This window comes from Tabrizicola soli (genome assembly GCF_015999335.1).
Classification (GTDB): domain Bacteria; phylum Pseudomonadota; class Alphaproteobacteria; order Rhodobacterales; family Rhodobacteraceae; genus Tabrizicola; species Tabrizicola soli.
In genome coordinates, this window is record NZ_JAEACP010000004.1 from 139,778 (window position 1) to 163,950 (window position 24,173).

Below are 24,173 nucleotides of genomic sequence, written 5' to 3' on the forward strand. Positions count from 1 at the left end.
CCATGGCGCGGTTTCTGACCATCGGATACGGCACGCGTGCGGGCTATGACCGCACGCCGGAGAACCTGCGCGCGGCGGCCCATGCGGCGGATGCCCGGCTGGTGGCGCGGGGCGCGGTGACGGGGATCGCGGGCGCGCCGGTGCAGGTGCGCAATCCGGAAAGCTCGGGGGTGGAAGTGACCGAGGGGGCCTTCCTGGCCTCGGCCCTGCCGGTCGCGGGCTTCGGGCTGATCGAGGCGGAGAGCCTGGAGGAGGCCATCGCCCTGGTAAGCGAAACCCCATGCGCTGTGGCGCATGGGGTGGTGGAAGTCTGGCCGCTCAGGGAGCAGAACGGTTAAGCGTCCACGCGGATCCGCGCGTTCGTCGGGTCGAAGGGGCTGTCCTCGGTGACGACGGCGTCCCATTCCTTGAGCTGGATCTTCACCTTCAGCTTCTGACCCGGTTCCGCCAGTTCGGCCGGAACATAGCCCATGCCGATCTGCTTGCCGAAGGCGACCGAGTAGCCGCCGGAGGTCAGGCGGCCGACCTTGATGCCGTCATGGATGAGGGCTTCCTTACCCCAGGGGTCGGCATCCGACGGGCCGTCGATCAGCAGCGTCACGCATTTCGACCGGATGCCGGTGTCCAGCATCTTCTGCTTGCCGCGGAAGTCCTTGGTCAGGTCCACGAAGCGGTCGAGCGCGGCTTCCAGGGGCGTGGCGTCGCGGCCAAGCTCGTTGCCGAAGGCGCGGTAGCTCTTTTCCTGCCGCAACCAGTTCTGGGCGCGGGCGCCGACGCCCTTCAGGCCGTGCTTGGCGCCGACCGACCAGAGCAGGTCCCAGAGGTAGCGGCCGAATTCGATCGGGTAGTGCAACTCCCAGCCAAGCTCGCCCGTATAGGCCACGCGGACGGCGCGGACGGGGCACATGCCCAGTTCGATGTCGCGGTAGGACAGCCAGGGGAAGCGCTTGTTGCCAAGGACGGTGTCGGGGTCGGCGTCCTTGACGATGTCCTTGAGAAGGGCGCGGGCGTTCGGGCCGGCCAGCGCATAGACGCCCCATTGCGTCGTCACGTCATGGATGTCGATGGCGCCCTTGCCAGCGGCCATCCAGTCGTCGGCGGATTTCTGCAGGAAGTCGTAGTCATAGGCGGTCCAGGCCCCGGCGGAGATCAGGTAGTATTCGTCCTGTTTCAGGCGGACGATGGTGTATTCGATCCGCGTCGTGCCGTGGTCGGTCAGGGCATAGGTCAGGTTGATCCGGCCCACGTTCGGCAGCTTGTTGCAGGTGAAGTGGTCGAGGAAGGCGGTGGCACCCGGACCCCGGACAAGGTGCTTGGTGAAGGCCGAGGCGTCTATGATGCCCACCGTGTTCCTCACCGCTTCGGCCTCGGCCTTGGCGTATTGCCACCAGGCGCCGCGGCGGAAGCTGCGGCTATTGTGGTCGAAGTCAGCGGGGGCGTCCTTCGGCCCGTAGTAGTTCGGGCGTTCCCAGCCGTTCACCTGGCCGAACTGCGCGCCCATCTCCTTCTGGCGGTCATAGGCCGGGGCGGTGCGCAGCGGGCGGCAGGCTTCACGCTCTTCGTCCGGGTGGTGCAGGATGAAGACGTGGTCGTAGCACTCTTCGTTCTTGCGCGAGGCGTATTCCGTGGTCATCCAGCCGCCGAAGCGCTTGGGGTCGAGAGAGGCCATGTCGATCTCGGCCTCGCCCTGGGTCATCAGCTGGGCGAGGTAGTAGCCGGTGCCGCCCGCGGCGGTGATGCCGAAGGAGAAGCCCTCGGCCAGCCACATGTTGCGCAGGCCCGGGGCGGGGCCGACCAGCGGGTTGCCGTCAGGGGTATAGCAGATCGGGCCGTTGTAATCGTCCTTGAGGCCCACGGTTTCCGAGGACGGAATCCGGTGGATGAAGGACATGTATTCCTGCTCGATCCGTTCGAGGTCGAGCGGGAACAGGTCGGCGCGGAAGCTGTCGGGGACGCCGTACTGGAAGCGGGCGGGGGCGCCCTTTTCGTAGGGGCCAAGGATCCAGCCGCCGCGTTCCTCGCGCACATACCATTTGGCGTCGGCGTCGCGCAGGACCGGATGCTGCGGGTTGGTCTTGCGCCATTCGACAAGGGCGGGGTCGGGCTCGGTCACGATATACTGGTGCTCGACCACGACGGCGGGGGTCTTGATGCCGAGGAGCTTGGCGGTGCGCTGGGCGTGGTTGCCGGTGGCGGTGACGACATGTTCGGCGGTGATGTCGAACTTGTCGTCGGTGGCGACGAGGTTGCCGCCGCGTTCTTCAAGCCGGGTGCAGGAGACGATCCATTCGCTGCCGGTCCAGCGGTAGCCGTCGACCTGGACCTTGCGTTCGATGGTCGCGCCGTGCTGGCGGGCGCCCTTGGCCATGGCTTGCGTCACGTCGGCCGGGTTGATGTAGCCGTCCTGCGGGTGGTAGAGCGCGCCGATCAGGTCCTCGGTGCGTACCAGCGGCCAGCGCTCCTTGATCTCCTTCGGCGTCAGGAATTCGTGGTAGACCCCGGCGGTTTCGGCGACGGAGGAGTAGAGCATGTACTCGTCCATCCGCTGCTGGTGCTGCGCCATCCGCAGGTTGCCGACGACGTAGAAACCGGCGTTGAGGCCGGTCTCGGCCTCCAGCCCCTTGTAGAAGTCGACCGAATACTTGTGGATATGGGTCGTCGCATAGCTCATGTTGAAGAGCGGCAGGAGACCGGCGGCGTGCCAGGTGGAGCCGGAGGTCAGCTCGTCGCGTTCGACCAGCATGGTGTCCCAGCCGGCCTTGGCCAGGTGATAGGCGATCCCGGTGCCGACTGCGCCGCCGCCGACGACAAGGGCTTTCACGTGGGTTTTCATTCTGGGACTCCCCGCAATGGTTTGCCCCTATCTGACAGAGGCGCGGCAAACCGGGCAAGTCTGCCCGACATTTGGCGTCAGAAAACGACATGCCTTTCCGCGAAGGGCGGGCTTTGCCGGCTTGAGAGGACGGAGCGGGAGGGTAACCTGATTCCGGCGCAAGAGCCGTGCTGGCTGAGGTTGTCCGGTGGGCGCCGGGATTCGCTCGTCGATGACTTCGTCACTCCTCGCGGCGCGCCGACGAGGAGACGAAGTCGAACGAGGAGGGGCCGGGAGGAGGAGGAGATGGAGCCATTTGCCGACCGCCGCGCTGCGGGGCGCGCGCTTGCCGAGCGGCTGGTTGCCTTCGGGGGGACGGATACGGTGGTGCTGGGCCTGCCGCGCGGGGGGCTGCCGGTGGCGGATGAGGTGGCGCGGGCGCTGGGGGCGGCGCTGGACATCGTCCTGGTGCGCAAGATCGGCATGCCGGGAAACCCCGAGCTGGCGCTGGGGGCGATTGCCGGGCCGGAGGGCAGGACCATGGTTCTGAACGACGAACTGGTCCGCCTCTGCGGCCTCGACCGGGCCGGGATCGAGGCGCGCGCGGCCCCGCAGCGGGCGGAACTGCGGCGCCGCCGCGCGCTCTGGGGCTCGCGCCTGCAGCCGGGGGCGCTGCGGGCCAAGCGGGTGATCCTGGTGGATGACGGGATCGCCACCGGGGCCACGATGCGGGCCGCCATCGGGGCGGTGCGGGCCGATGGTCCGGCCGAGGTGATCGTGGCGGCTCCGGTCGCGGCCCCCGACACGCTGGAGGCGCTGGGGCGGCTGGCGGACCGGGTGGTCTGCCTGCGGGCGCCGGCGGGGTTCACGGCGGTCGGGCGGCATTACGCCAGCTTTCCGCAGCTTGAGGATGCCGATGTGCAGGCTATCCTCACCGCCGGGCCGCAGCCCGGGCCGACAGGAGGAGAGACATGAGCCAGTTCAACCAGCCGCTCGGCGGCAACGAGATGCCGCGCTTCGGCGGGCCCGCGACGATGATGCGGCTGCCTGCCGCCGCCACCGCCGAGGGGCTGGACGTGGCCTTCATCGGGATTCCGATGGACCATGGCACCAGCAACCGGCCGGGCACGCGGCTGGGGCCGCGCCAGATCCGGGACGAGTCCCGGATGCTGCGGCCCTACAACATGGCGACCGGGGCGGCGCCCTTCGACCATCTGCAGGTGGCGGACCTGGGCGATGTGGCGATCAACACCTTCGACCTGAAGAAATCGGTCGAGATCATCGCCGACCACTACCGGCAGGTGCTGGCGCAGGGCGCGATCCCGCTGACCCTGGGCGGCGACCACACGCTGACCTGGCCGATCCTGCGCGCGATGAAGGAACGGCACGGGCCGGTCGCGCTGATCCATGTCGACGCCCATGCCGACATCAACGAGACCATGTTCGGAGAGACGGCCGCGCATGGCTGCCCCTTCCGCCGGGCCTGGGAAGAGGGCTGCCTGCAGAATGACAAGGTGTTCCAGATCGGGCTGCGCGGCACCGGCTATGCGCCCGAGGATTTCGACTGGGCGCGCGGCCAGGGCTGGACGGTGGTCCAGGCCGAGGAATGCTGGTGGAAGTCGCTGACCGGGCTGATGGAGATCGTCCGGCAAAGGATCGGGGATGCGCCGGTCTATCTCAGCTATGACATCGACAGCCTGGATTCGGCCTTCGCGCCGGGCACGGGCACGGTGGAGCCGGGCGGGCTGACCACCTGGCAGGCGCTGGAGATCATCCGGGGCTGCGCCGGGCTGAAGATCGTCGGCGGCGATCTGGTCGAGGTCTCGCCGCCCTGGGATCCGTCGGGCAATACGGCGCTGATCGGGGCGAACCTCTTGTACGAGATGCTCTGCGTCCTGCCGGGCGTGCCGCAGGCGCCGTCGCGCTTTTCGGGGCTGCGTTTCTAGGACCCAATCGGCGTGGACAGCCGGGGGCTACCGCGCGGCGGCCTCGGCCCCGTCCCAGCCGAAGATCGTACCGAAGAGACTGCCGCCCCGGTCGCGGGGGGCGGCTGCCGTCGCAGGCTCTGCCGTCGGGCGCGCGGCCGCACGCGCGGCGACGTCGGCCTCGAACGCGGCGCGGGCCTCCTTGCCCAGGGCCGAGGCGAGGACAATCATCGGCACCTGGCCCAGGCCCGGCCGCCGGTCGAAGACGCTGTCATTCAACGCCGCGACATCGAGCGTCTGGAGGAAGGGAACCAGATCCCGGTCCTTCATCCGCGCGGAGACCAGGAGGTTGAGCCGGATCTGCCCGCCGATATCGGCCAGGAACAGCCGGGCGCGGGCGGATCCGGGCAAGGCGGCCTCGGCCAGGTCAAGGCCGCGGACGGTCATGGCGGGCGTCAGGGGGATGGCGTCGGAAAGGGGCATCTGCGCCAGGGGCGGGGCGGGATGGCGGATGGCCTGGACGATCACCTGCCGCCCTCCCCGCTTGTAGGTGAGGATCGCGGTCTGGACGCCGCTGCCGGGATTCGGGGCGGCGCCGGCCTCAAGCAGGGCCAGCACCTCGTCCGGCAGGGAGGTGCGGTCTGCAGGCAGGAAAGCGTCGAGATCGCCGGGTTCGGTCGGATGGACGGTCCAGCCTTCGGGCGGCTTCGGCAGCATCGCCTGAAGGCCCTGCGGGCGGTCCGCCCCGCGCGGCAGGGGCATCATGGCGCGCAGGTATTCGGCGAAGGTCAGCCCCTCGACCGCGCGCCCGGTCCAGCGGCCGGACAGGGAGTAGTCGAGGGCGAGAAAGCCGCTCACCCCCAGGACAAGGAAAACCACGATACGGATCAGGCGCAACAAGGCGGTACGTTCCCAGGTTGTCTTTCAAAGGCTTGGCGGCGAATTCTGGCAAGCTTCGGGCAGAGGGCGGGCAATTTGCCGCCCTGCCCGTCTTATCCCCTCTGCCGCAGCGCGGTCAGGGCGAAGAGGCCGGAGGCCACGACGATGATCGACGGCCCGGCCGGCGTGTCCTGCCAGAGCGAGAGGCCAAGCCCGCCCAGCCCCGCGACCATGCCGATCACCACCGCGCCGAGCGCCATCGCCTCGGGCGTGCGGGCGAGGGCGCGCGCGGCGGCGGCGGGAATGATCAGCATGGCGGCGATCAGCAGCGCACCGACGATCTTGAGCGCCAGCGCGACGACCAGGGCGAGTGCGATCACCAGCACCAGACGCTCGCGATCCGGGCGGATGCCGGCGGCATGGGCGAGATCCTCGCTCAGCGTGGCGGTGAGGAGCGCCTGCCAGCGCCAGGCCAGAAGCGCCAGGACCAGCAGCGCGCCGCCCCAGATCACGGCAAGATCGGTGCGGCTGACAGCGAGGATGTCGCCGAAGAGCCAGGCGGAAAGATCGGTGCGGACGGTGGGGAAGAAGCTGACCGCCACCAGCCCGAAGGCCAGCGCGGAATGGGCAAGGACGCCAAGCGTGGTGTCCATCGCCCAGCCCCGCGACGAAAGCGCGGCGACGGTGACGGCCATGGCCAGCGCCACGACAAGGGTGCCAAGGCCGATGGGCAGGTCGGTGGCCAGCGCCAGCGCGACGCCGAGGATGGCGGCATGGGCAGTGGCATCGCCGAAATAGGCCATCCGCCGCCACACGACGAAGGAGCCCAGGGGTCCGGTCGCGAGGCTGAGGCCGGTCGCGGCCAGGGCGGCGCGGGTCAGGAAGTCGTCAAGCATGGTGGTGGTCGTGGTGATGGTGGTGGGGATGCGGCTCGTCGGCCGGGTGGTCGTGGTCGTGCTCGTGCCGGTAGAGCGCCAGCGCGCCTTGCGTCCCCAGGCCGAAGAGCGCGCGGTATTCCGGCGCGGTCGAGACGACGCGGGGTGTTCCCTCGCAGCAGATATGGCCGTTCAGGCAGATCACCCGGTCCGATGCCGCCATAACGACATGCAGGTCGTGGCTGACCATCAGGATCGCGGCGCCGGTGTCGTGGCGGACCTCCTCGATCAGGCGGTAGAAGGCGGCCTCGCCGGGCTGGTCCAACCCCTGGGTGGGTTCGTCCAGCATCAGGACCTGCGGCTGGCCCAGAAGCGCCCGCGCCAGAAGGACTCGCTGAAGCTGGCCGCCGGACAGCTGGGTCATCTGGTCGGCCTCGCGCCCCGCCATGCCGACGCGGGCCAGCGCCTCGGCCGCCGCCGTGTCGGTGGTGCGGACGGGAAGCGACAGGAAGCGACGCACGGTGATAGGCATGGTCCGGTCGATCATCAGGCGCTGCGGCACATAGGCCAGCCGCAGGCCTGGCGCGCGGGTGACGCTGCCCTCGGCCACCGGGACGATGCCGAGAAGCGCGCGCAGGAGCGTGGACTTGCCGGAGCCGTTCGGGCCGAGGATGGTCACGATCTCGCCCGGGGCGAGGGACAGGCTGACGTCGTGCAGGACCTCCTCGGCACCGAAGCGGACGCAGATGTGGCTGGCGGTGACGAGACTCATGCGGCAGCCTTGCAGCTGGGGCAGAGGCCGAGGGCCTCGAGCGTGGTGCGTTCGATGGCAAAGCCCAGGCGGCCGGCCTCACGGTCAAGGGCCTCGCGAGCCGGGGCGGCCTCGGCCTCGGCGACGGAATGGCAGGCACGGCAGATCAGGAAGGCGGGGGCGTGCGCCTCGCCGGGATGGGCGCAGGCGGTAAAGGCGTTCAGGCGCTGGATGCGGTGGGCAAGGCCTTGTTCGACAAGGAATTCCAGCGCGCGATATGCGACGGGGGGCTGGTTGCCGAAGCCGTCGGCCGCCAGGCGGGCGAGCACGTCATAGGCCCCCAGCGCGCGGTGATCTTCCAGCAGGATCTCCAGCACGCGGCGGCGGACGGGGGTGAGGCGGCTGTTGTTCGCCGCGGTGACGGCCTCGGCCCGGGCCAGGGCATCGGCGGCGCAATGGGCATGGTCATGCGCCGCGAAGGCGAGATCCGGCGCAGCGCAACCGGGACAGTCGGGGGGATGGGTCTGGGGCATCGGGGCTTGACCTGTTATGATATTACATACATAGACCTTCCCCGAACCAGATGGAAGGCTCCGCCATGCGTTATATCATAACTCTGCTGTTGACCAGCGCCCCTGCCATGGCCGAGGTCCCGCGCGTGGTGACCGACATCCCGCCGGTCCATGCGCTGGTGGCGCAGGTGATGGGGGATCTGGGGCAACCGGACCTTCTGCTGGCCAGGGGCGCGGACGAGCATGACTTTCAACTGCGGCCCAGCCAGGCGGGGGCGGTGGCGGATGCGGATCTGGTGGTCTGGATCGGGCCGGAACTGACGCCCTGGCTGGCCAGCGCACTGAAGACACGGCCCGAGGGCGCGGCGGCGCTGGGGCTGCTGGATGCGGAAGGGACCGCGCTGCGGGAATATGGCGCGGACGCAGCGCATGGGGGGGAGCATGAAGGCCACGATCACGCCGGAATGGATCCGCATGCCTGGCTGGACCCAGGCAACGGCCTGGTCTGGCTGGACCTGATCGCGGCGGAACTGGCGCGGCTGGACCCGGAGAATGCCGGAGCCTATGCGGCCAATGCGGCGCAGGCGGCGGGGCAGCTGAAGGAGCTGGATGCCGGGATCGCGGCACGGTTGGCTGCGGTCAAGGGCAAGCCGCTGGTCACCTTCCACGACGCCTATGGCTATTTCGCCGCGCATTACGGGCTGGATGTCGCGGGCAGCGTGGCGCTTGGCGATGCGGCCGCGCCCGGCGCGGCACGGTTGCAGGACCTGCGGGCGGTGCTGGAGGCGGGCGAGGTCCCCTGCATCTTCCCCGAGGCGCAGCATGACCCGGCGCTGATCGAGCGGATGGCCGAGGGGACGGGGGTGAAGATCGGCGGGGCGCTGGATCCGGTCGGCTCGTCGCTGGAGCCGGGACCGGGGGCCTATGCGGCGCTGCTGACCGGGATGGCCGGGACGATCGCGTCCTGTCTTGGCGAGTAAGATGGGCGGACCTGTAGGGTGGGTGATTCACCCACCCAGGGATCGTCAGATCAGCCCTTCCTTGCGGAACAGCGCCTTCAGGTCGGTCTCGGGCCTTGCACCGAAATGGCTGATCACCTCGGCCGCCGCGACGCAGCCCATCCGGCCCGCCGTGGCAAGCGGCTGGCCGGTCGCCAGGCCATAGAGGAACCCGGCAGCGAACTGGTCCCCTGCCCCGGTGGCATCCACCGGCACCACGCGGCGGACCGGGACCACCGCCTCTTCCGCCCCGCGCACGACGATCACGTCATGGCCCGACCGGGTGCAGACCACGAGGCCCGAATCGCGCGCCGCCTGCTCCAGCGCGCCGGAAAGGTCGGTCTGGTAGAGCGAGGACCACTCGTGCTCGTTGCCGATCACATAGTCCAGCGACTTCACCAGGCGGCGGAAGTCGTCGCGGTGGCGATCGACGCAGAACGGGTCGCTGAGCGCGATCCCGGCCTTGCCTCCGGCGCGGTGGCAAAGCTCGACCGCGCGCTCGAAAGCCTGCTTGCCCTTGGGCTTGTCGTAGAGATAGCCCTCGAGGAACAGGATCTCGGCCTTGCCCGCCACCGAATCCGACACGTCGTCGGGGCCAAGCTCGGACGAAATCCCGAGGTAGGTGTTCATCGACCGCTCGCCATCGGGCGCGACGAAGATCATGCTGCGCGAGGTGGGAAGCTCCCCTCCCCGAACCGGCGGATTGACGAAATCGGTGCCTTCCTGCGCCATGGTCTGCGCGTAGAACCGCCCCAGCGCGTCGTCATGGACGCGGCCGATGAAGGCGGTGGTCAGGCCGAGGTTGCCCAGTCCCGCCAGCGTGTTCGCCACCGACCCGCCGGGCGCCTGCTGGCGGTTGGTCATCGCGCTGTACAGAAGCTCGCCCCGCTCGCGCTCGACCAGCTGCATGATGCCCTTCTGGATGCCCATCAGGTCGAGGAAGCTGTCGTCGGCCGAGGAGAACACATCGACGATGGCATTGCCGATGCCGACGACCTGGTAGGACTTCATGCGGTCTTCTCCGGGTAAAGGCACCAGTCCCGGATCGGGCAGATGCCGCATTTTGGGTTGCGCGCAGTGCAGATATACCGGCCGTGCAGGATAAGCCAGTGATGCGCGTGGCCCTGGTATTCGGCGGGGACATTGTCCTCGATCGCGCGCTCGACGGCGGCCTCGTCCTTGCCCGGCGCGATGCCGGTGCGGTTGCCGACGCGGAAGATATGGGTGTCGACCGCCTGGGCCGGGTGGTGGAACCACATGTTCAGCACCACATTCGCGGTCTTGCGCCCCACCCCCGGCAGGGTGGTGAGCGCGGCGCGGGAGCTTGGCACCTCGCCACCGAAATTCTCGATCAGCAGGCGCGAGAGCCTGATGACGTTCTTCGCCTTGTTGCGGTAGAGGCCGATGGTTCTGATGTGCTCGATCAGCCCCTCCTCGCCAAGGGCCAGCATCTTTTCCGGCGTGTCGGCGATCTGGAAAAGCTTGCGGGTGGCCTTGTTCACGCCGGCATCGGTGGCCTGGGCCGAAAGCGCCACGGCGACCAGCAGGGTGAAGGCGTTGGTGTGCTCCAGCTCGCCCTTCGGGTGCGGCTCGGCCTCGGCGAAGCGGGCGAAGATCTGTTTCAGCGTGGCATAAGGAAGCTGTGGGGTCATGCGCCCCTTGCAGCATGAAACGCGGCGCCGGACAAGGCGCAGGAAACGGGTCGCGGCGGGCAAGGCGAGGGGCTAGATTGCAGGAGGCTCGTCGAGCACTTTGTGCACTCCTCGCAGGGGACCCCGCGCGAGGAGGAGACGAAGTCGAACGAGGAGCAGCCCCCCAGCCGGACAAAAGCCATGAACGACCTTTCCCCCTCCTACCACTACCAGGTGATCGGCCGCGCCCTGCAGGTGATCGACGCCGAAGGGCCGTCGCTCGGCCTTGAGGATCTGGCCGCAAGGATGCAGATGAGTCCCGCGCATTTCCAGCGGCTGTTCAGCCAGTGGGTCGGGGTCAGCCCGAAGCGGTATCAGCAATATCTGGTGCTGGGCCATGCCCGCCGCCTGCTGGCGGAGCGCCATACGATGCTGGGAACGGCGTTGGCGGCTGGACTTTCCGGGCCGGGCCGCCTGCACGACCTGTTCCTGACCTGGGAGGCGATGTCGCCGGGCGAGTACGCGCGGGGCGGCGCGGGGCTGGTGATCCGCTGGGGCTGGTTCGAGAGCCCCTTCGGCCCGGCCCTTGCCATGGCGACAGACCGGGGCATCTGCGGCATGGGCTTTGCCGATGAAATCGGCGATCCGGCCGCGCTGGAGGACATGATGCGGCGCTGGCCGGGGGCGGAATTCGTCGAGGACCCCGATGCGATCCGCCCGATGGTGGAGGCGGCCTTCCGGGGCGAGGCGACGCGGCTGCATCTTCTGGGCGGGCCGTTCCAGATCAAGGTCTGGGAGGCGCTCTTGTCGATCCCCTCGGGCCATGTGACGACCTATGCCGACATCGCGGGCGCGATCGGCCATCCGCAGGCGCACCGGGCCGTGGGGACTGCCGTGGGACGAAACCCGATCAGCTTCCTGATTCCCTGCCACCGGGCGCTGCGCCGTGACGGGGGGCTGGGCGGCTATCACTGGGGTCTGCCGCGCAAGCGCGCGATGCTGGCCTGGGAGGCCGCGCGCACGGGTTTGTGATGCGCGGAACCCTGCCGAAATCGCAGGGAACCGGCTTCGTCCGGCGGGCGTTCATGTAATATGGCGCGGGACCGGCGAACCGGCCCGACGGCAACATCGAGGCGAGAGCGAGAATGATGATGAAGACCCCCCTGATCCTGGCTGCGGCCGGAACCCTGTTCCTGACCGCCTGCGTCGATCCGAATGCCTATCCCGACGATCCGAACGCCCGCCAGCGCAGCGGCGCGGTTATCGGCGGCATCGTGGGTGCGGTCTCCGGGGCCGCGGTCTCGAGCGATGACGACAGGCTGAAGGGCGCGATCATCGGCGGGGCGCTCGGCGCGGGGACCGGGGCGCTGATCGGCGCGGACCTGGACCGCCAGGCGGCGGAACTGCGCGGCTCGCTCAACTCGAACATCAGCGTGATCAACCATGGCGATTATCTGGTCGTGCAGATGCCGCAGGATCTGCTGTTCGCGGTCGACAGCGCCTCGGTCCGGCCGGACCTGCGCTCGGACCTCTACACCGTGGCGTCGAGCCTGATGAAATATCCCAACAGCCGGATCGAGGTGATCGGCCATACCGACAACACCGGGTCGGCCGCCTATAACCAGGACCTGTCACAGCGCCGCGCCGTGGCGGTGGCGGGCGTACTGCGCGAAAGCGGCGTGCCGGGCGCGCGGATCGCGGCCTATGGCCGGGGCGAGGACCAGCCGATCGCGTCGAACCTGACGCCGGACGGTCGCGCCAAGAACCGCCGGGTCGAGATCATCATCCGCCCGACGCGCTGATCGGCGGCCTTACACCGAGAAGGGGCCGGCCGGCTGGCCGGCCCCTTTTCCGTTGTGCATCCCGCGTTTTGGTCATAATTTCAAACCAATCAGCCGGATTGCGCCATGCCCTTCGTAAAAGTGACCCCCGAGAAGCTGTCGCAGACCGTCGTGCGGCAGATCGAGCAACTGATCCTGCGCGGCATCTTGCGGCCGGGGGAGCGCCTGCCCTCGGAACGTGACCTGGCAGAGGAGCTGGGCGTCTCGCGTCCCTCGCTGCGCGATGCGCTGGCGGATCTGTCGGAGCGGGGGTTGCTGGTCAGCCGGGCAGGCTCGGGCGTGTTCGTCGCGGATGTGCTGGGCTCGGCCTTCTCGCCGGCGCTGATCCAGCTCTTCGCCTCCCATGACGAGGCGGTGTCGGACTACATCGCCTTCCGCCGCGACATCGAGGGCCTGGCGGCAGAGCGGGCGGCGAAGCTGGGCTCGGAGACCGACCTGCGCGTGATCGACACGATCTTCCGCAAGATGGAGGCCGCGCACCAGAAGCGCGATCCTTCGGACGAGGCGCAGCTGGACGCCGAGTTCCACATGGCGATCATCGAGGCGAGCCACAATGTCATCATGCTGCACATGCTGCGGTCGATGTTCGACCTTCTGCGGCAGGGAGTATTCTACAACCGGCAGATGCTGTTCCGCAACCGGATGACGCGCGACCAGCTTCTGGACCAGCACCGGGCGATGAACACGGCGCTGCAGGCGCGCGACCCGGCGGCGGCGCGGGCGGCGGTCGAGGCGCATCTTGCCTATGTCGAGCAGGCCTTCGCCGAACAGCTGCGCGCGGAAAAGCACGAGGCGATTGCGCGGCAGCGGCTGGACCATGAGGCGCGGCGCTAGGGCCGGGGGGCCAAAATCCTTCGAAGGATTTTGCAAATCTTTTCGAAAAGATTTGCCGCTCCATATGAAAACGGCGGCCCTTTGCGGAGGCCGCCGCTTCAAGGATATTGTCTTCGGCCGTCAGTGCAGGCGGGCTTCGACCTGGGCGATGGCCGCGTCGATCGAAGCCGAAGCCGCATCGGCGGTCATCTGCTTGGCCAACACGTCCCCGGCCGCCGCGACGGCAACCGAAACCGCCTGTTCGCGGACCTGGCGGATGGCGCCGGCCTCGGCAGAGGCGATCTGTTCGGTCGCCGCAGCCAGCCGACGGGCGATCGAGGCCTTGAGGTCCGCCTTGGCCTGTTCGGCCGCCGACAGAGCCTCGTCCCGGGCCTGGGCGACGATGCGCTCGGCCTGTTCCTGAACCTCTTTCTGGCGACGCTCATAGGTCGCGAGGATCGTCTTTGCTTCTTCCCGCAGGCTGCGCGCCTCGTCCAGTTCGGACTTGATCACCGCCGCGCGGGCATCGAGCATTCCGGTCAGCCGCGAGGGAACCTTGACGTAGACCAGAAGCGCCACGAAGGCAATGAACGCCACCAGAACCACGAAGTTCGAGTTCTGCAGCGAGAAGAACGGGCCCGAGGCCGCCAGCGCGGGGCTGGCGAGCAGGGCGAAGAGGATGGAAAGCCGTTTCATCGTCTTACCCTTTCAGCCGTTCGGTGACCGCCGCGCCGACGGCCGCCGCATCGGCCGAGCCGCCAAGCGCCGCCACCAGCTCCGCCGCCGTGTCGCGGGCCACTTCGGCGACCGCCGCAGCGGCGCCGTCGCGGATCGCGGCGATGGATTTCTCGGACTCGGCGGCCTTGGCCGAAATCTCGGCATCCGCTTTCGCGGTTGCGGCGTCGAGGTCCTTCTGGATCTCGGCCTTCGCGGCCGCGATGATCTTGGCCGCTTCGGTACGGGCATTGGCCAGCGCGTCGTTATAGGCCTTCTCGGCCGCGACCGCCTTCTGCTTCAGCTCTTCCGCCGCAGCGAGATCGTTGGTGATCGTGCTTTTCCGATCCGCCAGCACCGCGCCGATGCGCGGCAGGGCGACCTTGGACAGCACGAGGTAGATCACGACCAGCGTGACCAGAAGCCAGAAGATCTGGTTCGGCCAGGTCGAGAAATCCAGCTGGGGCATGCCCACTGCCTTTCCCGCCTCGGCAGTTGCTTCGGTTGCCATCTCGTCTCTCCTGAACCCTTGGAACCAGGGCCAGCCCGCGGACTGGCCCGGAAATCAGGCGGGAAAGATCAGACGGCGAACATCAGCAGCAGAGCGATCAGGAACGAGAAGATCCCGAGAGCTTCCGCGAAGGCGATGCCGACGAAGAGGGTCGCGGTCTGACCGGCAGCGGCCGAGGGGTTGCGCAGGGCGCCGGCCAGGAAGTTGCCGGCGACATGGCCCACGCCGATGCCGGCGCCGCCGAGACCGATGGTGGCCAGGCCGGCACCGATGTATTTGCCGAGGAGCGCGAGTTCGCCTTCCATGATGTATCTCCTATGGAATGGAATGTTGATGGTTGGGGTTCGGGCCTAGTGGTGCGCGTCGCCGACGGCGTCACGCAGATACACGCAGGTCAGAATGGTGAAGACATAGGCCTGGACGGCCGCGACGAGGATTTCCAGCCCGTAGATCGCGGCGATCCCGGCGATCGGGACGATCGAGGCCACGCCCATCACGCCGGCGAAGCCCGCGAAGACCTTGATCACGGCGTGACCGGCCATCAGGTTGCCGCCAAGACGGATGGAGTGCGAGACCGGACGCACGAAATAGGAGATCAGTTCGATCAGCGCGAGGACGGGGCGCAGCGCCAGGGGCGCCGAGGAGACCCAGAACATCGCCAGGAAGCCGATGCCCTTGCGGTAGAAGCCGACCAGGGTGACGGTCAGGAACACCAGCAGCGCCAGCACCGCGGTCACCGCGATATGCGAGGTGGTGGTGAAGGACATCGGGATCAGGCCCAGCATGTTCGACAGGAAGACGAACATGAAGAGGGTCATGACATAGGGGAAGTACTTCAGCCCTTCATGGCCGGTGACGTCTTCCACCATCTTGTGGATGAAGCCGTAGAACAGCTCGGCCACCGATTGCCCGCGCGAGGGGACGATGGCGCGGCGGCGGGTGGACAGGACCAGAAGCGCCACCACGGCCAGGATGGCGATGCCCATCCAGAGGGTGACGTTGGTCGGGGTATACCACTCGACCGGACCGTCGCCGAACAGCGGCTTGACCACGAACTGATCCATCGGGTGGATCTGCAGCCCGCTGCCGTGCTCTTCCGTCGCCATCGTCAGTTCCCTTCGTCGTTCCCGGCCTTGCCGGCCTTTCGTCCCAGTTCCCTCGCCGTGCCCAGCATCGTCTTGATGCCCGCGGCGAAGCCGAAGAGCGAGAAGATGATCAGGAAGATGGGAAGCGTGCCCGCGAGAGCGTCGATCCCGTAACCGATGGCGGCCCCCAGCATGATGCCGGTCGCCAGCTCGATCACCATCCTCCAGGCCACCTCGCCCTGCGAGAAACCCTTGCCCGTGGCGGACCTTTCCACCCCGGGCTTTTCCTTCGCCTGTTCCAGCCGCGCCTCAAGCGCGCGCAGCCGGTCGGGATCGGGTTCAGACTCCATGGGCAGGCCCTTTACGGTCGCGGCGGAAACTAGGGGCCGGAGGGCGCAGAGTCAAGCGGGCAGGTCGCGAGGCAAGCCTTTGAAAACGTGCTGTCTTTTCTGGCGGCAGTCCGGCGGGGCGGCCCTGGCATATTCAACCGCGAGGTTGACGATCCGCCGCGGGCGGCGGATAGTCGCGCGATGAGCGACCGTCTGGATGCCGTCTTCTCTGCCTTGGCCGACCCGACCCGGCGGGCGATCCTGGCCATGCTGCTGGAGGACGACATGGCCGTCACCGATGTCGCCGAGCCGTTCCGGGTCAGCCTTGCCGCGATCTCGAAACATCTGGCGGTGTTGGCCGAGGCCGGGCTGATCAGCCGCGAGAAACGGGGCCGGGTGATCTGGTGCAAGCTGGAGCCGGACGCGCTGCGGGCGGCCTCGGTCTGGATGCGCGGTTTCGGCCAGTTCGAGCCGCTGGACCTGGACGCCTTCGAGCGGTTCCTTGCGGTGGAGTTACAGCCGGAGCCGGACGACGGGCTCTGAATACCAGACGAAACAATCCGTTTCTGTCTGCTGCAGACATGTCCCAGAACCAGCCACGGCTTGCCACAGTCCTGCCCTGCTTGCGCAGGATATGGGGGGCAACGGCAAGAGGACGCGATGATGGAAAAGGCCCTGACCCTGCTGCGGAAGATCGGTCTGAAGAAGGAGAAGCCCGCGGAGGAGGAACTGAGCATCTTCGACAAGCGCCTGAAGATGGTGAACCGGGCGCGGGTGGTGAACCAGGCGGGCCTTGGCGGGCCGGTGTTCAGAAGCCGCCCATCGGACCCGGAAGCCTGAGCCCGGCCATCAGGTCGCGCAATTCCTGCCGGGCGGCGATGTTCGACAGGCTCAGCTGGTCGATCCCGGTATCCTTGAGGTCGAGCAGCGTCAGGCCGCGAGGGAACAGCTCGCGGAAGATCACGCGCTCGGAAAAGCCGGGCAGGACGCGAAAGCCGATGCGGCGGGACAGTTCCTCCAGCGCGGCGCCGACCTTCTTCTTGTTGTGCATGGCCTGGGTGCCCAGCCGGTTGCGCACCACGATCCAGTCGATCGGCTTCAGCCCCGCCTCGGCGCGCATCTGCCGCGCGCCCCAGACCATCTCGGCATAGATCGAAGGGCCCTTGACCCTGCCCGTGGTGGGATCGACGCGGGCAAGCAGGTCGAAATCCACGAAACTGTCGTTCAGCGGCGTGATCAGCGTGTCGGCCATCGTATGCGCCAGCTGCGACAGCCGGGTATGGCTGCCGGGGCAGTCGATCACGATGAACTCGCAGCGCGCGTCCAGCTCCTCGACCGCCTGGGTCAGGCGGGCATCCTGGACCTCGCCCTCGGGCAGGTCGCGGTATTCGGGGGTGGGCAGATCGAGACCGGCCCGGTCCAGATAGGCGCGGCGGTTCTCGAGGTAGCGGGCGAAGGAGCGTTGCCGCAGGTCAAGATCGACCGCGCCGACGCGCTGCCCCAGCCGCGCAAGAGCGGTGGCGACATGCATGCAGGTGGTGGACTTGCCCGAGCCGCCCTTCTCGTTCCCGACGACGATGATATGCGCCATACCGCTTCCCATGCTTCCCGGATGTCGTCATATGCGCAAGGGATGGTGGACGGAAGCGGGAAGCTGTGGATAGGTGGGGTCGGCCGGGCGATTTCAGCGGCGCAAACGCAAAGGGGCGCGTGTCGCCACGCGCCCCTTTTTCCGAAACGCCGGCGGGATCAGAAGCCCAGGCCGGCGTATTTGTTCTTGAACTTCGACACGCGGCCGCCGGTGTCCATCAGCTTGGCCTGCTGGCCGGTCCAGGCCGGATGCGCCAAGGGGTCGATGTCGAGCGACATGGTGTCGCCGTCCTTGCCCCAGGTCGAACGGGTCTGGTAGGTCGAGCCGTCGGTCATCTTGACGGTGATCGTGTGGTAATCGGGGTGAATCTCGGCTTTCATCGTCCCGCTCCTTATTCGGCTTTGGCTTTGTAGGTCGCGTCTTCGGCGATCCGGGCGGATTTGCCGCGGCGCGAACGCAGGTAATACAGCTTGGCGCGGCGGACCTTGCCGCGACGGACGACCTCGATCGAGTCGATGTTGGTCGAGTAGAGCGGGAACACGCGCTCCACGCCTTCGCCGAAGGAGATCTTGCGGACGGTGAACGAGGCGGACAGGGTCGCGCCGCCCTTGCGGCCGATGCAGACGCCTTCATAGGCCTGAACGCGGCTGCGCGAGCCTTCGGTCACCTTGTAGCCGACGCGAACCGTGTCGCCGGCCTTGAAATCTGGGATGGTCTTGCCGAGGGCGGCGATCTGCTCCGCCTCGATCTGCGCGATGAGGTTCATGCGCTGTCTCCGTTTTGCCTGCGGTGTGCCGCAGAGGTGATGCCGCGCCAGAGCTTTCGGTCTTCGTCCGGGTCCCCCCTGAAGGCCAGGGAGCCCGCCGCAGGTGGCGCCTGCTTGGTGTGGTCCGCCCCCCTGCGGCGACCCTGCGGAAGAAGGCAGGCAGGCAAGGGGAATCGGGTCCGACGGGCATTCCGCCCCGGACCGGCCGCGTATAGGAGGAAGGCGGGGTCCGGTCAAGGGGGCCGGAAGGTGCGCTTTAGCGCACCCTACGCTTGTTCCAGAGGTCCGGCCTGCGGGCGCGGGTCAGTTCCTCGGCCTGGGCGCGGCGCCATTTCGCGATCTCGGCATGGTTGCCCGATTGCAGGACGGCGGGGATCTCCTGCCCTTCCCAGACGGCGGGACGGGTGTATTGCGGATGTTCCAGCAGGCCGTCGGAAAAGCTTTCCTCCTCGGTCGAGGCGGCATTGCCGAGGACGCCGGGAAGAAGGCGCACGGTCGCGTCCAGCAGCGCCTGGGCCGCGATCTCGCCGCCGGTCAGGACGAAATCGCCGAGGCTGATCTCCTCGACCCGGTGACGGTCGAGAACGCGCTGGTCCACCCCCTCGAACCGGCCGCAGAGGAGGGTCACGCCGTCGCAGGCGGCAAGACGGCGGGCGGTGGCCTGGTCGAAAGGCCGCCCCCGCGGCGAGAGATAGACGACCGGCCAGCGGGCGCGGTCGGCGGGCGTGCCTTCGCCGGCGGCACGGAAGGCCGCATCCACCACATCGGCGCGCAGCACCATGCCCGCGCCGCCGCCGGCGGGCGTGTCGTCGACGTTACGGTGCCGGCCTTCGCCGAAGGGGCGCAGGTCGATCGTCTCCAGCCGCCAGCGGCCCATGTCCAGCGCCTTGCCGGTCAGCGACAGGCCCAGCGTGCCGGGGAAAGCCTCGGGGAAGAGGGTGATGACCCTGGCGATCCAGGCACCTTTCACCAGCCGCGGTTCCTCCATCAGGTCGCGGGGTTGCAGGCTGGCGCGGATCGACAGGCGGCCGTGGCTTTTGGGCGGATCGTCGGACATGGCCCGGCTTTAGCGCGAAACCCTGCGCCGGGAAAGGGATCAGGCGTGCCGGGCGGTGGAGGCGCGGACGGGTTCTGCGGCAGGGGGCTCGGGCGCGTCCTGAAGGGCGGCCTCGACCGCGCGGGCCAGCGCGCGCAACCCGTCGCGCAGGTCGTCGCGCAGATGCGCCGGAAGGTCGGCGTTCGGATCGGCGCTCATCCCGGCGGCGGCGGCCTGGCGCAGGCGGGCGGCGGTGGGGAACCCCTGGGCGCGGAAGGGGAAGGCCGCGACCAGCGCCAGCGCGCGCGGCACGAAGAGGCGCAAAAGATCGGGATTGCCTTCGGCGATGGCGAAGGCGGAAGCGGCGGCATGGGGGACGCGGCCGGGCGCGATGATCTCGGGCTCGGTCGCCCACATCACCAGCGCACGGCGCAAGGCGGCATGGCTGCGGGCGGGATTGGACAGCGCGGCGGCCAGCGCCTTGAGCCGGACATCGCCGCCCGTCCCGCCCAGGATGCGGGCGACGGCCTCGGAGATCTGGGAGTCCGGGGCATCGTCGGGCAGGTTCAGCAGCGGGGTGACGGCATTGCCGGCCTCGGCCGCGACGCGGGGAAGATGGGCGGCGGCGGCCTCGTCATCCAGGAAGATGCCCTGGTCGGCGGCCTCGCGCGCGTCCCAGAGCATGCGGCAGATCGGGATGGCGAGGAAGGAGACCGAGAGCGGCAGCACCGGGTTCACCACCGGCAAGACCCCGGCGACGGCACCGATGCCCCGGCCGATGCCGAAAAGGACTGCGACCAGCGCGACCTGCGACAGGACCTGCGCCAGCGCGGCAAGCCAGGCGCTGCCCGTCAGCCATTCCTCCGGTGAGGCGGGCCATTGCTCGGGGCGCAGGATCATCAGCCAGACCACGAAGATCGCCGAAAAGGGCAGCACGAGGCCCCAGCCGAAGCCGCACATCCCCGCGAAAAGCGGGCCGATGTAGAGAAGCGCCGTTGCCCCTTTCAGAAGCCGCATGCGATTGGGCATCCTGATCCCCCTTGCCGCACCACCTGGCCATGGCGGGCCGAGCTATTCAACATCCTCGGGCAGGTCGACGATCAATCGACCGGCCGAAAGATCGACATTGGGCACGATTGCCTTGGTAAAGGGCAAAAGCAGGGCCGATTTGTGACCGGGTGGAGATATTTCGACGATATCCCCCGCGCCGTGATTATGCACCGCCGTGACCTTGCCCAGAAGCACCCCGCCGGTGTCGAAGGCGGAAAGGCCGATCAGGTCGGCATGGTAGAACTCGTCATCCGGCAGACTGGGCAGGCGGTCGCGGGTGACGTAAAGGCTGGTGCCGCGCAGGGCTTCGGCCTCCTCGCGGGTGGCGATGCCCTGGATCCGGGCGCCGAAACCGCCCGCGACGGGGCGGGTCAGGGCGATCTGGAAGGCGCGGCTGCCGTCCTCGGAGGTCAGCGGGCCATAGGTGGCGATGTCGGAAGGCTCGGCGCAGAAGCTTTTCAGCCGCACCTCGCCGCCGACGCCGAAGGCCCCGGCGATGGCGCCGATGCAGATGCGGTCGGACATCAGCGCCTCTCCATATGCAGGGCGGGCGAACGGCTTTCCCAGCCGGCGCGTTCCAGTTCGGGCACGATGTCGTCCTCCTCGGGCCAACCGATGCAGAGATAGCCGATGAAACGCCAGCCGTCGGGAACGTCAAGCTCCGTCGCCAGCCGGAGGGGATCGAGGATCGAGATCCAGCCAAGACCCAGCCCCTCGGCCCTGAGCGCGAGCCAGAGGTGGATGATGGCCCCGACGACGGAATAGGCGCGGGTCTCCGGCATGGTCGCGGCGCCGAGGCCCGCGCCCTTGGTCGTGGTGTCGTCGCAGAAGACGGCAAGCTGGATCGGGGCCTCGGCCATGCCCGAGAGCTTGAGGCGGCTGTAGGTCGCGGCGCGGTCGCCGTCGAAGCCGTCCAGGGCCCGGGCGTTGCAGTCGCGGAAATTGGCAAGGCAGGCGGCGCGACGGGCGGGGCTTTCGACCCGCAGGAGGCGCCAGGGTTCGGAAAGGCCCACCGAGGGAGCCAGCGCAAAGACCTGCAGGGCGCGCGCGAGGCTATCCTCGGGCACGGGGTCGGCGCGGAAGCGGCGCACGTCGCGCCGCCACCGCATGAGAGCGGCCAGCTCTTCCCGGAAGGCAGGGCTGAACTGGCCGGTCACCGGGTCACTCGGCAGCCGGTTCGGCGGCGCGGGCGGCCTTCTTGGCGGCGCGCTCGGCCATGGCCTTGCCGGGCTGGGCGGATTTCGGGTTGTTGCGAACGGTCTTCGGACGCGCGCCGGCGGCTTCCAGGAAGCGGGCGACGCGGTCGGTCGGCTGGGCGCCCTGGCTCAGCCAGTGCTGCACGCGCTCCATGTTCATGACGACGCGCTTTTCGTCGTCCTTGGCGAGGAGCGGGTTGTAGGTGCCGAGCTTCTCCAGGAAGCGGCCGTCGCGCGGCATGCGCGAGTCGGAGGCGACGATGGAATAGAACGGGCGCTTCTTGGAACCACCGCGCGCAAGACGGATCTTCATAGCCATGATGTTACTCCTTTGGATGGCTGGGTGCCGGGGGGATCCCGGTCATTTCTGGAAGGTTTCGTGGTGCCTGATGACTTCGGAAATGATGAAGTTCAGGAATTTCCGGGCGAATTCCGGGTCGAGGTCGGCCTCCTCGGCCAGACGCTGCAGCCGGTCGATCTGCCGTGCCTCGCGCGCCGGGTCCGAGGGCGGCAGCGCGTGTTCGGCCTTGAGCCGCCCCACCGCCTGGGTGCGCTTGAAGCGTTCGGCCAGGGTGAAGACCAGAATCGCGTCCAGCCGGTCGATCGACTCGCGATGGTCCTTCAGAAGCGCGGCGGCGCGGGCGGCGGCGTCGGTCATGCGGGGGTCTCTGCGGCTGGAGGGCGTGGCTGCGGGTGGCGGTAGACGTGGTGGCTGCCCCGGTCGTCGTGGAGGGTGCGTTCCAGCACCGCGCCAAGGCGCAGCGCCAGCGCCTCGGACCGGGTGTTGGCCGGGTCGATGTAGCTGATCGGCGGGCGCGAGGTGATCCGGGCGTGATAATCCGTGCGGGCTGCACGGGCGGCCTCGGCGGCATAGCCCTGGCCCTCGAACCCGTCGTAGAGGTGCCAGGCAAGCTCGGGTTCGTCCCAGCCGTCGTGGAAGATCACGCCGACGCGGCCGATGAACTCGCCCTGAAGCGTGTCCACCGAGTAAAAGCCATAGCCGCGCAGCACCCAGTGGCCGATATTGGCCAGAAGCCCGCGCCAGACCTGCTGGCGCTGCATTCCGCCGCCGATGAAGGAGGAGCGGGGGCCGGAGTTGAAGGCGAGCATGGCGGGAAGGTCGGCCTCGCGCGGTTCGCGCAGGACCAGCCGCTCGGTCTCGAGGACCGGGATCGCAAGGCTGATCTGGTGCGCGGGGCGGGTCATCACTTCTTCCGCATCAGGCCCGAAAGGCCCGCCGGCAGGGTGATGCCGCGCGGCAGGCCAAGGCCCGGCGGCAGCGCGCCGCCCATGCCGCCCGCGCCCTGCTGGACGCCCTTGGCCAGTTCGGAAAGCTGCTCGGGCGACATCTTGGACGGGTCCGGCATGCCGCCCTTGCCCATGAACTGGCGGATCATCTGCTTCATCATCCCGCCCTTGCCCATCTTCTTCATCATGTCGGCCATCTGCTTGTGCTGCTTCAAGAGGCGGTTGAGATCGGCCACGTCCAGACCCGCACCGGCGGCGATGCGCTTCTTGCGGCTGGCCTGCAAGAGATCGGGATTCGCGCGTTCCTTCTTGGTCATCGAGTTGATCAGCGCGATCTGGTGGTGCAGCATCCTGTCGTTCAGGCCCGCAGCCTCGGCCTGGGCGGACATCTTGCCCATGCCGGGCATCATGCCCATCAGGCCCTGCATCCCGCCCATCTTCAGCATCTGGTCGAGCTGCATCCTTAGGTCGTTCATGTTGAACAGGCCCTTGGCGAAGCGCTTGGCCATGCGTTCGGCCTGTTCGGCCTCGAAGGTCTCCTGCGCCTTTTCCACGAGTGCGACGATGTCGCCCATGCCCAGGATGCGGCCCGCGACGCGCTCGGCCTCGAAGGGCTCGATCGCGTCCATCTTCTCGCCGAGGCCGACGAAGCGGATCGGCTTGCCGGTGATCGCGCGCATCGACAGCGCCGCGCCACCGCGGCCGTCGCCGTCCATCCGGGTGAGGACCACGCCCGAGATGCCGACCTTGCCGTCGAATTCGGTCGCGACGTTCACCGCGTCCTGGCCGGTGAGGCCGTCTACCACCAGCAGCGTCTCGCGCGGCTGGGCGATGTCGCGCACCGCTTGCACCTCGTCCATCAGGACTTCGTCGATATGCAGACGCCCGGCCGTATCCAGGAAGACGACGTCATAGCCGCCGAGGTTCGCCTGGGTCTTCGCCCGTTTGGCGATCTGGACGGCGGTTTCGCCCTTGACGATGGGCAGCGAGTCCACGCCGATCTGCGTCCCGAGGATCGCCAGCTGCTCCATGGCGGCCGGGCGGTTGGTGTCGAGCGAGGCGAGGAGAACCTTCTTGCCGTTCCGCTCCTTCAGGCGCTTGGCGAGCTTGGCGGTGGTGGTGGTCTTGCCCGAGCCCTGGAGGCCCACCATCAGGATCGTCGCGGGCGGGTTGTCGATCTTCAGCGCCTCGGCGGGGCCATCGCCCGCCAGCACGCGGATCAGCTCGTCATGGACGATCTTCACGACCATCTGGCCGGGGGTGATCGACTTGGTGACAGCCGAGCCGGTGGCCTTTTCGGTGACGCGCTTGATGAAGTCGCGGGCGACGGGCAGCGAGACGTCGGCCTCGAGGAGCGCGGTGCGGACCTCGCGCAGCGCGGTGACGACATCGGACTCGGTCAGCGCGCCGGCCTTGGTGAGACGGTCGAACACGCCGCCAAGGCGTTCGGAGAGGCTTTCGAACATCGCGTCACCCTTTCGTTGCTTTGCCCCGATATGGAGCGGCCGGAGTCTTGCGGCAATCCGGCCCCGGCGGCAAAGCGGAATGGCACCCGTGGGCGCAAACGCGCTGACGGATGGCGATCCCGGGCAATGCCCAAGGGACCGGAA

The 24,173-nt window shown here is 68.4% G+C and carries 32 protein-coding genes; 9 read left to right on the plus strand and 23 right to left on the minus strand.

What is annotated here, in order from left to right:
- The first annotated feature begins 2 nt into the window (after window positions 1-2).
- The gene (locus I7S92_RS04835; protein ID WP_197642354.1) at window positions 3-338 is read left to right on the plus strand and encodes a YciI family protein; all 336 of its coding nucleotides are present in this window, start codon (window positions 3-5) and stop codon (window positions 336-338) included.
- Here the strand turns inward: I7S92_RS04835 and I7S92_RS04840 are convergent.
- Window positions 335-2,833 carry a GcvT family protein gene (locus I7S92_RS04840; RefSeq protein WP_197642355.1) on the minus strand — a complete coding sequence of 833 codons (2,499 nt, stop codon included), beginning with the start codon at window positions 2,831-2,833 and terminating at the stop codon, window positions 335-337. The two genes, I7S92_RS04835 and I7S92_RS04840, sit on opposite strands and share 4 nt — an antisense overlap.
- Window positions 2,834-3,118: 285 nt before the next feature.
- On the opposite strand from I7S92_RS04840, the gene I7S92_RS04845 reads away from it, so the two are divergent.
- On the plus strand, window positions 3,119-3,787 hold the full coding sequence (locus tag I7S92_RS04845; RefSeq protein ID WP_197642356.1) for a phosphoribosyltransferase: 669 nt from the start codon (window positions 3,119-3,121) through the stop codon (window positions 3,785-3,787).
- On the plus strand, window positions 3,784-4,758 hold the full coding sequence (gene speB, locus I7S92_RS04850; protein ID WP_197642357.1) for an agmatinase: 975 nt from the start codon (window positions 3,784-3,786) through the stop codon (window positions 4,756-4,758). Before I7S92_RS04845 ends, speB begins: the two co-directional genes overlap by 4 nt.
- A 27-nt stretch (window positions 4,759-4,785) precedes the next feature.
- Here the strand turns inward: speB and I7S92_RS04855 are convergent, their stop codons facing one another.
- The 4 genes from I7S92_RS04855 to I7S92_RS04870 all read right to left on the minus strand — a co-directional run bounded on the left by I7S92_RS04855 (window position 4,786) and on the right by I7S92_RS04870 (window position 7,775).
- Complete coding sequence (locus I7S92_RS04855) at window positions 4,786-5,637, minus strand: hypothetical protein (RefSeq protein WP_197642358.1); 852 nt, start codon at window positions 5,635-5,637, stop codon at window positions 4,786-4,788.
- Between the two features lie 92 nt (window positions 5,638-5,729).
- Complete coding sequence (locus tag I7S92_RS04860) at window positions 5,730-6,512, minus strand: iron chelate uptake ABC transporter family permease subunit (protein ID WP_197642359.1); 783 nt, start codon at window positions 6,510-6,512, stop codon at window positions 5,730-5,732.
- Window positions 6,505-7,263: an ATP-binding cassette domain-containing protein gene (locus I7S92_RS04865; RefSeq protein WP_197642360.1), complete on the minus strand. Its 759-nt coding sequence runs from the start codon at window positions 7,261-7,263 to the stop codon at window positions 6,505-6,507. Before I7S92_RS04865 ends, I7S92_RS04860 begins: the two co-directional genes overlap by 8 nt.
- Window positions 7,260-7,775, minus strand: coding sequence for a Fur family transcriptional regulator (locus I7S92_RS04870; RefSeq protein WP_197642361.1), 516 nt, complete (start codon window positions 7,773-7,775; stop codon window positions 7,260-7,262). Before I7S92_RS04870 ends, I7S92_RS04865 begins: the two co-directional genes overlap by 4 nt.
- Before the next feature lie 65 nt (window positions 7,776-7,840).
- Between I7S92_RS04870 and I7S92_RS04875 the strand changes: the two genes are divergently transcribed.
- The gene (locus tag I7S92_RS04875) at window positions 7,841-8,734 is read left to right on the plus strand and encodes a zinc ABC transporter substrate-binding protein (RefSeq protein ID WP_197642362.1); all 894 of its coding nucleotides are present in this window, start codon (window positions 7,841-7,843) and stop codon (window positions 8,732-8,734) included.
- Window positions 8,735-8,779: 45 nt separating this feature from the next.
- Here the strand turns inward: I7S92_RS04875 and I7S92_RS04880 are convergent, their stop codons facing one another.
- Together I7S92_RS04880 and nth are read right to left on the minus strand one after the other, a co-directional pair.
- Entirely contained in the window at window positions 8,780-9,763 is a 984-nt protein-coding gene (locus tag I7S92_RS04880; protein ID WP_197642363.1) for an adenosine kinase, read from the minus strand.
- Window positions 9,760-10,404, minus strand: a complete 645-nt coding sequence (gene nth, locus I7S92_RS04885; RefSeq protein ID WP_197642364.1) for an endonuclease III — start codon at window positions 10,402-10,404, stop codon at window positions 9,760-9,762. The genes I7S92_RS04880 and nth overlap by 4 nt, the downstream gene beginning before the upstream one ends.
- 180 nt (window positions 10,405-10,584) lie before the next feature.
- Here nth and I7S92_RS04890 point away from each other — a divergent pair, with 180 nt between their 5' ends.
- The 3 genes from I7S92_RS04890 to I7S92_RS04900 all read left to right on the plus strand — a co-directional run bounded on the left by I7S92_RS04890 (window position 10,585) and on the right by I7S92_RS04900 (window position 13,058).
- Window positions 10,585-11,415: a methylated-DNA--[protein]-cysteine S-methyltransferase gene (locus I7S92_RS04890; protein WP_197642365.1), complete on the plus strand. Its 831-nt coding sequence runs from the start codon at window positions 10,585-10,587 to the stop codon at window positions 11,413-11,415.
- Window positions 11,416-11,528: 113 nt separating this feature from the next.
- The gene (locus I7S92_RS04895; RefSeq protein WP_197642366.1) at window positions 11,529-12,185 is read left to right on the plus strand and encodes a YiaD family glycine zipper/OmpA-like lipoprotein; all 657 of its coding nucleotides are present in this window, start codon (window positions 11,529-11,531) and stop codon (window positions 12,183-12,185) included.
- Between the two features lie 105 nt (window positions 12,186-12,290).
- Entirely contained in the window at window positions 12,291-13,058 is a 768-nt protein-coding gene (locus tag I7S92_RS04900; protein ID WP_197642367.1) for a FadR/GntR family transcriptional regulator, read from the plus strand.
- Between the two features lie 120 nt (window positions 13,059-13,178).
- Here the strand turns inward: I7S92_RS04900 and I7S92_RS04905 are convergent, their stop codons facing one another.
- The 5 genes from I7S92_RS04905 to I7S92_RS04925 all read right to left on the minus strand — a co-directional run bounded on the left by I7S92_RS04905 (window position 13,179) and on the right by I7S92_RS04925 (window position 15,697).
- Window positions 13,179-13,733: a F0F1 ATP synthase subunit B gene (locus I7S92_RS04905; protein WP_197642368.1), complete on the minus strand. Its 555-nt coding sequence runs from the start codon at window positions 13,731-13,733 to the stop codon at window positions 13,179-13,181.
- A gap of 4 nt (window positions 13,734-13,737) precedes the next feature.
- Window positions 13,738-14,262 (minus strand): F0F1 ATP synthase subunit B', encoded by a 525-nt coding sequence (locus tag I7S92_RS04910; RefSeq protein ID WP_197642369.1) that lies wholly within the window; start codon window positions 14,260-14,262, stop codon window positions 13,738-13,740.
- A 68-nt stretch (window positions 14,263-14,330) separates the two neighbouring features.
- Window positions 14,331-14,567 (minus strand): F0F1 ATP synthase subunit C, encoded by a 237-nt coding sequence (locus I7S92_RS04915; RefSeq protein WP_197642370.1) that lies wholly within the window; start codon window positions 14,565-14,567, stop codon window positions 14,331-14,333.
- Window positions 14,568-14,612: 45 nt separating this feature from the next.
- Entirely contained in the window at window positions 14,613-15,368 is a 756-nt protein-coding gene (locus I7S92_RS04920; protein WP_197642371.1) for a F0F1 ATP synthase subunit A, read from the minus strand.
- 2 nt (window positions 15,369-15,370) lie between these two features.
- A complete protein-coding gene (locus I7S92_RS04925) occupies window positions 15,371-15,697 on the minus strand; it encodes an AtpZ/AtpI family protein (RefSeq protein ID WP_197642372.1) in 327 nt (108 codons plus the stop codon).
- A gap of 180 nt (window positions 15,698-15,877) precedes the next feature.
- On the opposite strand from I7S92_RS04925, the gene I7S92_RS04930 reads away from it, so the two are divergent.
- Complete coding sequence (locus I7S92_RS04930) at window positions 15,878-16,219, plus strand: ArsR/SmtB family transcription factor (protein WP_197642373.1); 342 nt, start codon at window positions 15,878-15,880, stop codon at window positions 16,217-16,219.
- A gap of 117 nt (window positions 16,220-16,336) precedes the next feature.
- A complete protein-coding gene (locus I7S92_RS04935; protein ID WP_197642374.1) occupies window positions 16,337-16,516 on the plus strand; it encodes a hypothetical protein in 180 nt (59 codons plus the stop codon).
- Here I7S92_RS04935 and I7S92_RS04940 read toward each other — a convergent pair.
- From I7S92_RS04940 to ffh, 11 genes are all read right to left on the minus strand, one after another.
- Window positions 16,485-17,267 (minus strand): division plane positioning ATPase MipZ, encoded by a 783-nt coding sequence (locus I7S92_RS04940; RefSeq protein ID WP_197642443.1) that lies wholly within the window; start codon window positions 17,265-17,267, stop codon window positions 16,485-16,487. The genes I7S92_RS04935 and I7S92_RS04940 overlap by 32 nt on opposite strands.
- A gap of 158 nt (window positions 17,268-17,425) precedes the next feature.
- On the minus strand, window positions 17,426-17,647 hold the full coding sequence (gene rpmE / locus I7S92_RS04945; RefSeq protein WP_197642375.1) for a 50S ribosomal protein L31: 222 nt from the start codon (window positions 17,645-17,647) through the stop codon (window positions 17,426-17,428).
- Window positions 17,648-17,658: 11 nt separating this feature from the next.
- Window positions 17,659-18,033 carry a 50S ribosomal protein L19 gene (gene rplS / locus I7S92_RS04950; protein ID WP_197642376.1) on the minus strand — a complete coding sequence of 125 codons (375 nt, stop codon included), beginning with the start codon at window positions 18,031-18,033 and terminating at the stop codon, window positions 17,659-17,661.
- 256 nt (window positions 18,034-18,289) lie between these two features.
- Window positions 18,290-19,090 carry a tRNA (guanosine(37)-N1)-methyltransferase TrmD gene (trmD, locus tag I7S92_RS04955; protein WP_197642377.1) on the minus strand — a complete coding sequence of 267 codons (801 nt, stop codon included), beginning with the start codon at window positions 19,088-19,090 and terminating at the stop codon, window positions 18,290-18,292.
- Window positions 19,091-19,129: 39 nt separating this feature from the next.
- Entirely contained in the window at window positions 19,130-20,098 is a 969-nt protein-coding gene (locus I7S92_RS04960; RefSeq protein ID WP_197642378.1) for a hypothetical protein, read from the minus strand.
- Between the two features lie 42 nt (window positions 20,099-20,140).
- Window positions 20,141-20,644 (minus strand): ribosome maturation factor RimM, encoded by a 504-nt coding sequence (gene rimM / locus I7S92_RS04965; RefSeq protein WP_197642379.1) that lies wholly within the window; start codon window positions 20,642-20,644, stop codon window positions 20,141-20,143.
- Window positions 20,644-21,228, minus strand: coding sequence for a 5,6-dimethylbenzimidazole synthase (gene bluB, locus I7S92_RS04970; protein ID WP_242070081.1), 585 nt, complete (start codon window positions 21,226-21,228; stop codon window positions 20,644-20,646). Before bluB ends, rimM begins: the two co-directional genes overlap by 1 nt.
- A 52-nt stretch (window positions 21,229-21,280) precedes the next feature.
- Window positions 21,281-21,634 (minus strand): 30S ribosomal protein S16, encoded by a 354-nt coding sequence (gene rpsP, locus I7S92_RS04975; RefSeq protein WP_197642381.1) that lies wholly within the window; start codon window positions 21,632-21,634, stop codon window positions 21,281-21,283.
- Window positions 21,635-21,676: 42 nt separating this feature from the next.
- On the minus strand, window positions 21,677-21,973 hold the full coding sequence (locus I7S92_RS04980; protein WP_197642382.1) for a chorismate mutase: 297 nt from the start codon (window positions 21,971-21,973) through the stop codon (window positions 21,677-21,679).
- Entirely contained in the window at window positions 21,970-22,521 is a 552-nt protein-coding gene (locus I7S92_RS04985) for a GNAT family N-acetyltransferase (protein WP_197642383.1), read from the minus strand. The genes I7S92_RS04980 and I7S92_RS04985 overlap by 4 nt, the downstream gene beginning before the upstream one ends.
- A complete protein-coding gene (gene ffh, locus I7S92_RS04990) occupies window positions 22,521-24,029 on the minus strand; it encodes a signal recognition particle protein (RefSeq protein WP_197642384.1) in 1,509 nt (502 codons plus the stop codon). Before ffh ends, I7S92_RS04985 begins: the two co-directional genes overlap by 1 nt.
- Window positions 24,030-24,173: the final 144 nt, after the last annotated feature.

Excerpts from the sequence above, each read along its gene's own strand:
- speB (WP_197642357.1), top strand. The coding sequence starts at position 3,784 with ATGAGCCAGTTCAACCAGCCGCTCGGCGGCAACGAGATGCCGCGCTTC.
- I7S92_RS04930 (WP_197642373.1), top strand. The coding sequence starts at position 15,878 with ATGAGCGACCGTCTGGATGCCGTCTTCTCTGCCTTGGCCGACCCGACC.
- rimM (WP_197642379.1), bottom strand. The coding sequence starts at position 20,644 with ATGTCCGACCGCATCTGCATCGGCGCCATCGCCGGGGCCTTCGGCGTC.
- nth (WP_197642364.1), bottom strand. The coding sequence starts at position 10,404 with ATGACCCCACAGCTTCCTTATGCCACGCTGAAACAGATCTTCGCCCGC.
- I7S92_RS04875 (WP_197642362.1), top strand. The coding sequence starts at position 7,841 with ATGCGTTATATCATAACTCTGCTGTTGACCAGCGCCCCTGCCATGGCC.
- I7S92_RS04920 (WP_197642371.1), bottom strand. The coding sequence starts at position 15,368 with ATGGCGACGGAAGAGCACGGCAGCGGGCTGCAGATCCACCCGATGGAT.
- rpmE (WP_197642375.1), bottom strand. The coding sequence starts at position 17,647 with ATGAAAGCCGAGATTCACCCCGATTACCACACGATCACCGTCAAGATG.
- rpsP (WP_197642381.1), bottom strand. The coding sequence starts at position 21,634 with ATGGCTATGAAGATCCGTCTTGCGCGCGGTGGTTCCAAGAAGCGCCCG.
- I7S92_RS04835 (WP_197642354.1), top strand. The coding sequence starts at position 3 with ATGGCGCGGTTTCTGACCATCGGATACGGCACGCGTGCGGGCTATGAC.
- I7S92_RS04935 (WP_197642374.1), top strand. The coding sequence starts at position 16,337 with ATGATGGAAAAGGCCCTGACCCTGCTGCGGAAGATCGGTCTGAAGAAG.
- I7S92_RS04865 (WP_197642360.1), bottom strand. The coding sequence starts at position 7,263 with ATGAGTCTCGTCACCGCCAGCCACATCTGCGTCCGCTTCGGTGCCGAG.
- I7S92_RS04890 (WP_197642365.1), top strand. The coding sequence starts at position 10,585 with ATGAACGACCTTTCCCCCTCCTACCACTACCAGGTGATCGGCCGCGCC.
- I7S92_RS04895 (WP_197642366.1), top strand. The coding sequence starts at position 11,529 with ATGATGATGAAGACCCCCCTGATCCTGGCTGCGGCCGGAACCCTGTTC.
- I7S92_RS04845 (WP_197642356.1), top strand. The coding sequence starts at position 3,119 with ATGGAGCCATTTGCCGACCGCCGCGCTGCGGGGCGCGCGCTTGCCGAG.
- I7S92_RS04940 (WP_197642443.1), bottom strand. The coding sequence starts at position 17,267 with ATGGCGCATATCATCGTCGTCGGGAACGAGAAGGGCGGCTCGGGCAAG.
- I7S92_RS04980 (WP_197642382.1), bottom strand. The coding sequence starts at position 21,973 with ATGACCGACGCCGCCGCCCGCGCCGCCGCGCTTCTGAAGGACCATCGC.
- I7S92_RS04900 (WP_197642367.1), top strand. The coding sequence starts at position 12,291 with ATGCCCTTCGTAAAAGTGACCCCCGAGAAGCTGTCGCAGACCGTCGTG.
- I7S92_RS04905 (WP_197642368.1), bottom strand. The coding sequence starts at position 13,733 with ATGAAACGGCTTTCCATCCTCTTCGCCCTGCTCGCCAGCCCCGCGCTG.
- trmD (WP_197642377.1), bottom strand. The coding sequence starts at position 19,090 with ATGTCCGACGATCCGCCCAAAAGCCACGGCCGCCTGTCGATCCGCGCC.
- I7S92_RS04925 (WP_197642372.1), bottom strand. The coding sequence starts at position 15,697 with ATGGAGTCTGAACCCGATCCCGACCGGCTGCGCGCGCTTGAGGCGCGG.
- I7S92_RS04880 (WP_197642363.1), bottom strand. The coding sequence starts at position 9,763 with ATGAAGTCCTACCAGGTCGTCGGCATCGGCAATGCCATCGTCGATGTG.
- ffh (WP_197642384.1), bottom strand. The coding sequence starts at position 24,029 with ATGTTCGAAAGCCTCTCCGAACGCCTTGGCGGCGTGTTCGACCGTCTC.
- I7S92_RS04985 (WP_197642383.1), bottom strand. The coding sequence starts at position 22,521 with ATGACCCGCCCCGCGCACCAGATCAGCCTTGCGATCCCGGTCCTCGAG.
- I7S92_RS04870 (WP_197642361.1), bottom strand. The coding sequence starts at position 7,775 with ATGCCCCAGACCCATCCCCCCGACTGTCCCGGTTGCGCTGCGCCGGAT.
- rplS (WP_197642376.1), bottom strand. The coding sequence starts at position 18,033 with ATGAACCTCATCGCGCAGATCGAGGCGGAGCAGATCGCCGCCCTCGGC.
- I7S92_RS04860 (WP_197642359.1), bottom strand. The coding sequence starts at position 6,512 with ATGCTTGACGACTTCCTGACCCGCGCCGCCCTGGCCGCGACCGGCCTC.
- I7S92_RS04960 (WP_197642378.1), bottom strand. The coding sequence starts at position 20,098 with ATGCCCAATCGCATGCGGCTTCTGAAAGGGGCAACGGCGCTTCTCTAC.
- I7S92_RS04840 (WP_197642355.1), bottom strand. The coding sequence starts at position 2,833 with ATGAAAACCCACGTGAAAGCCCTTGTCGTCGGCGGCGGCGCAGTCGGC.
- I7S92_RS04910 (WP_197642369.1), bottom strand. The coding sequence starts at position 14,262 with ATGGCAACCGAAGCAACTGCCGAGGCGGGAAAGGCAGTGGGCATGCCC.
- I7S92_RS04915 (WP_197642370.1), bottom strand. The coding sequence starts at position 14,567 with ATGGAAGGCGAACTCGCGCTCCTCGGCAAATACATCGGTGCCGGCCTG.
- bluB (WP_242070081.1), bottom strand. The coding sequence starts at position 21,228 with ATGCGGTGGCGGCGCGACGTGCGCCGCTTCCGCGCCGACCCCGTGCCC.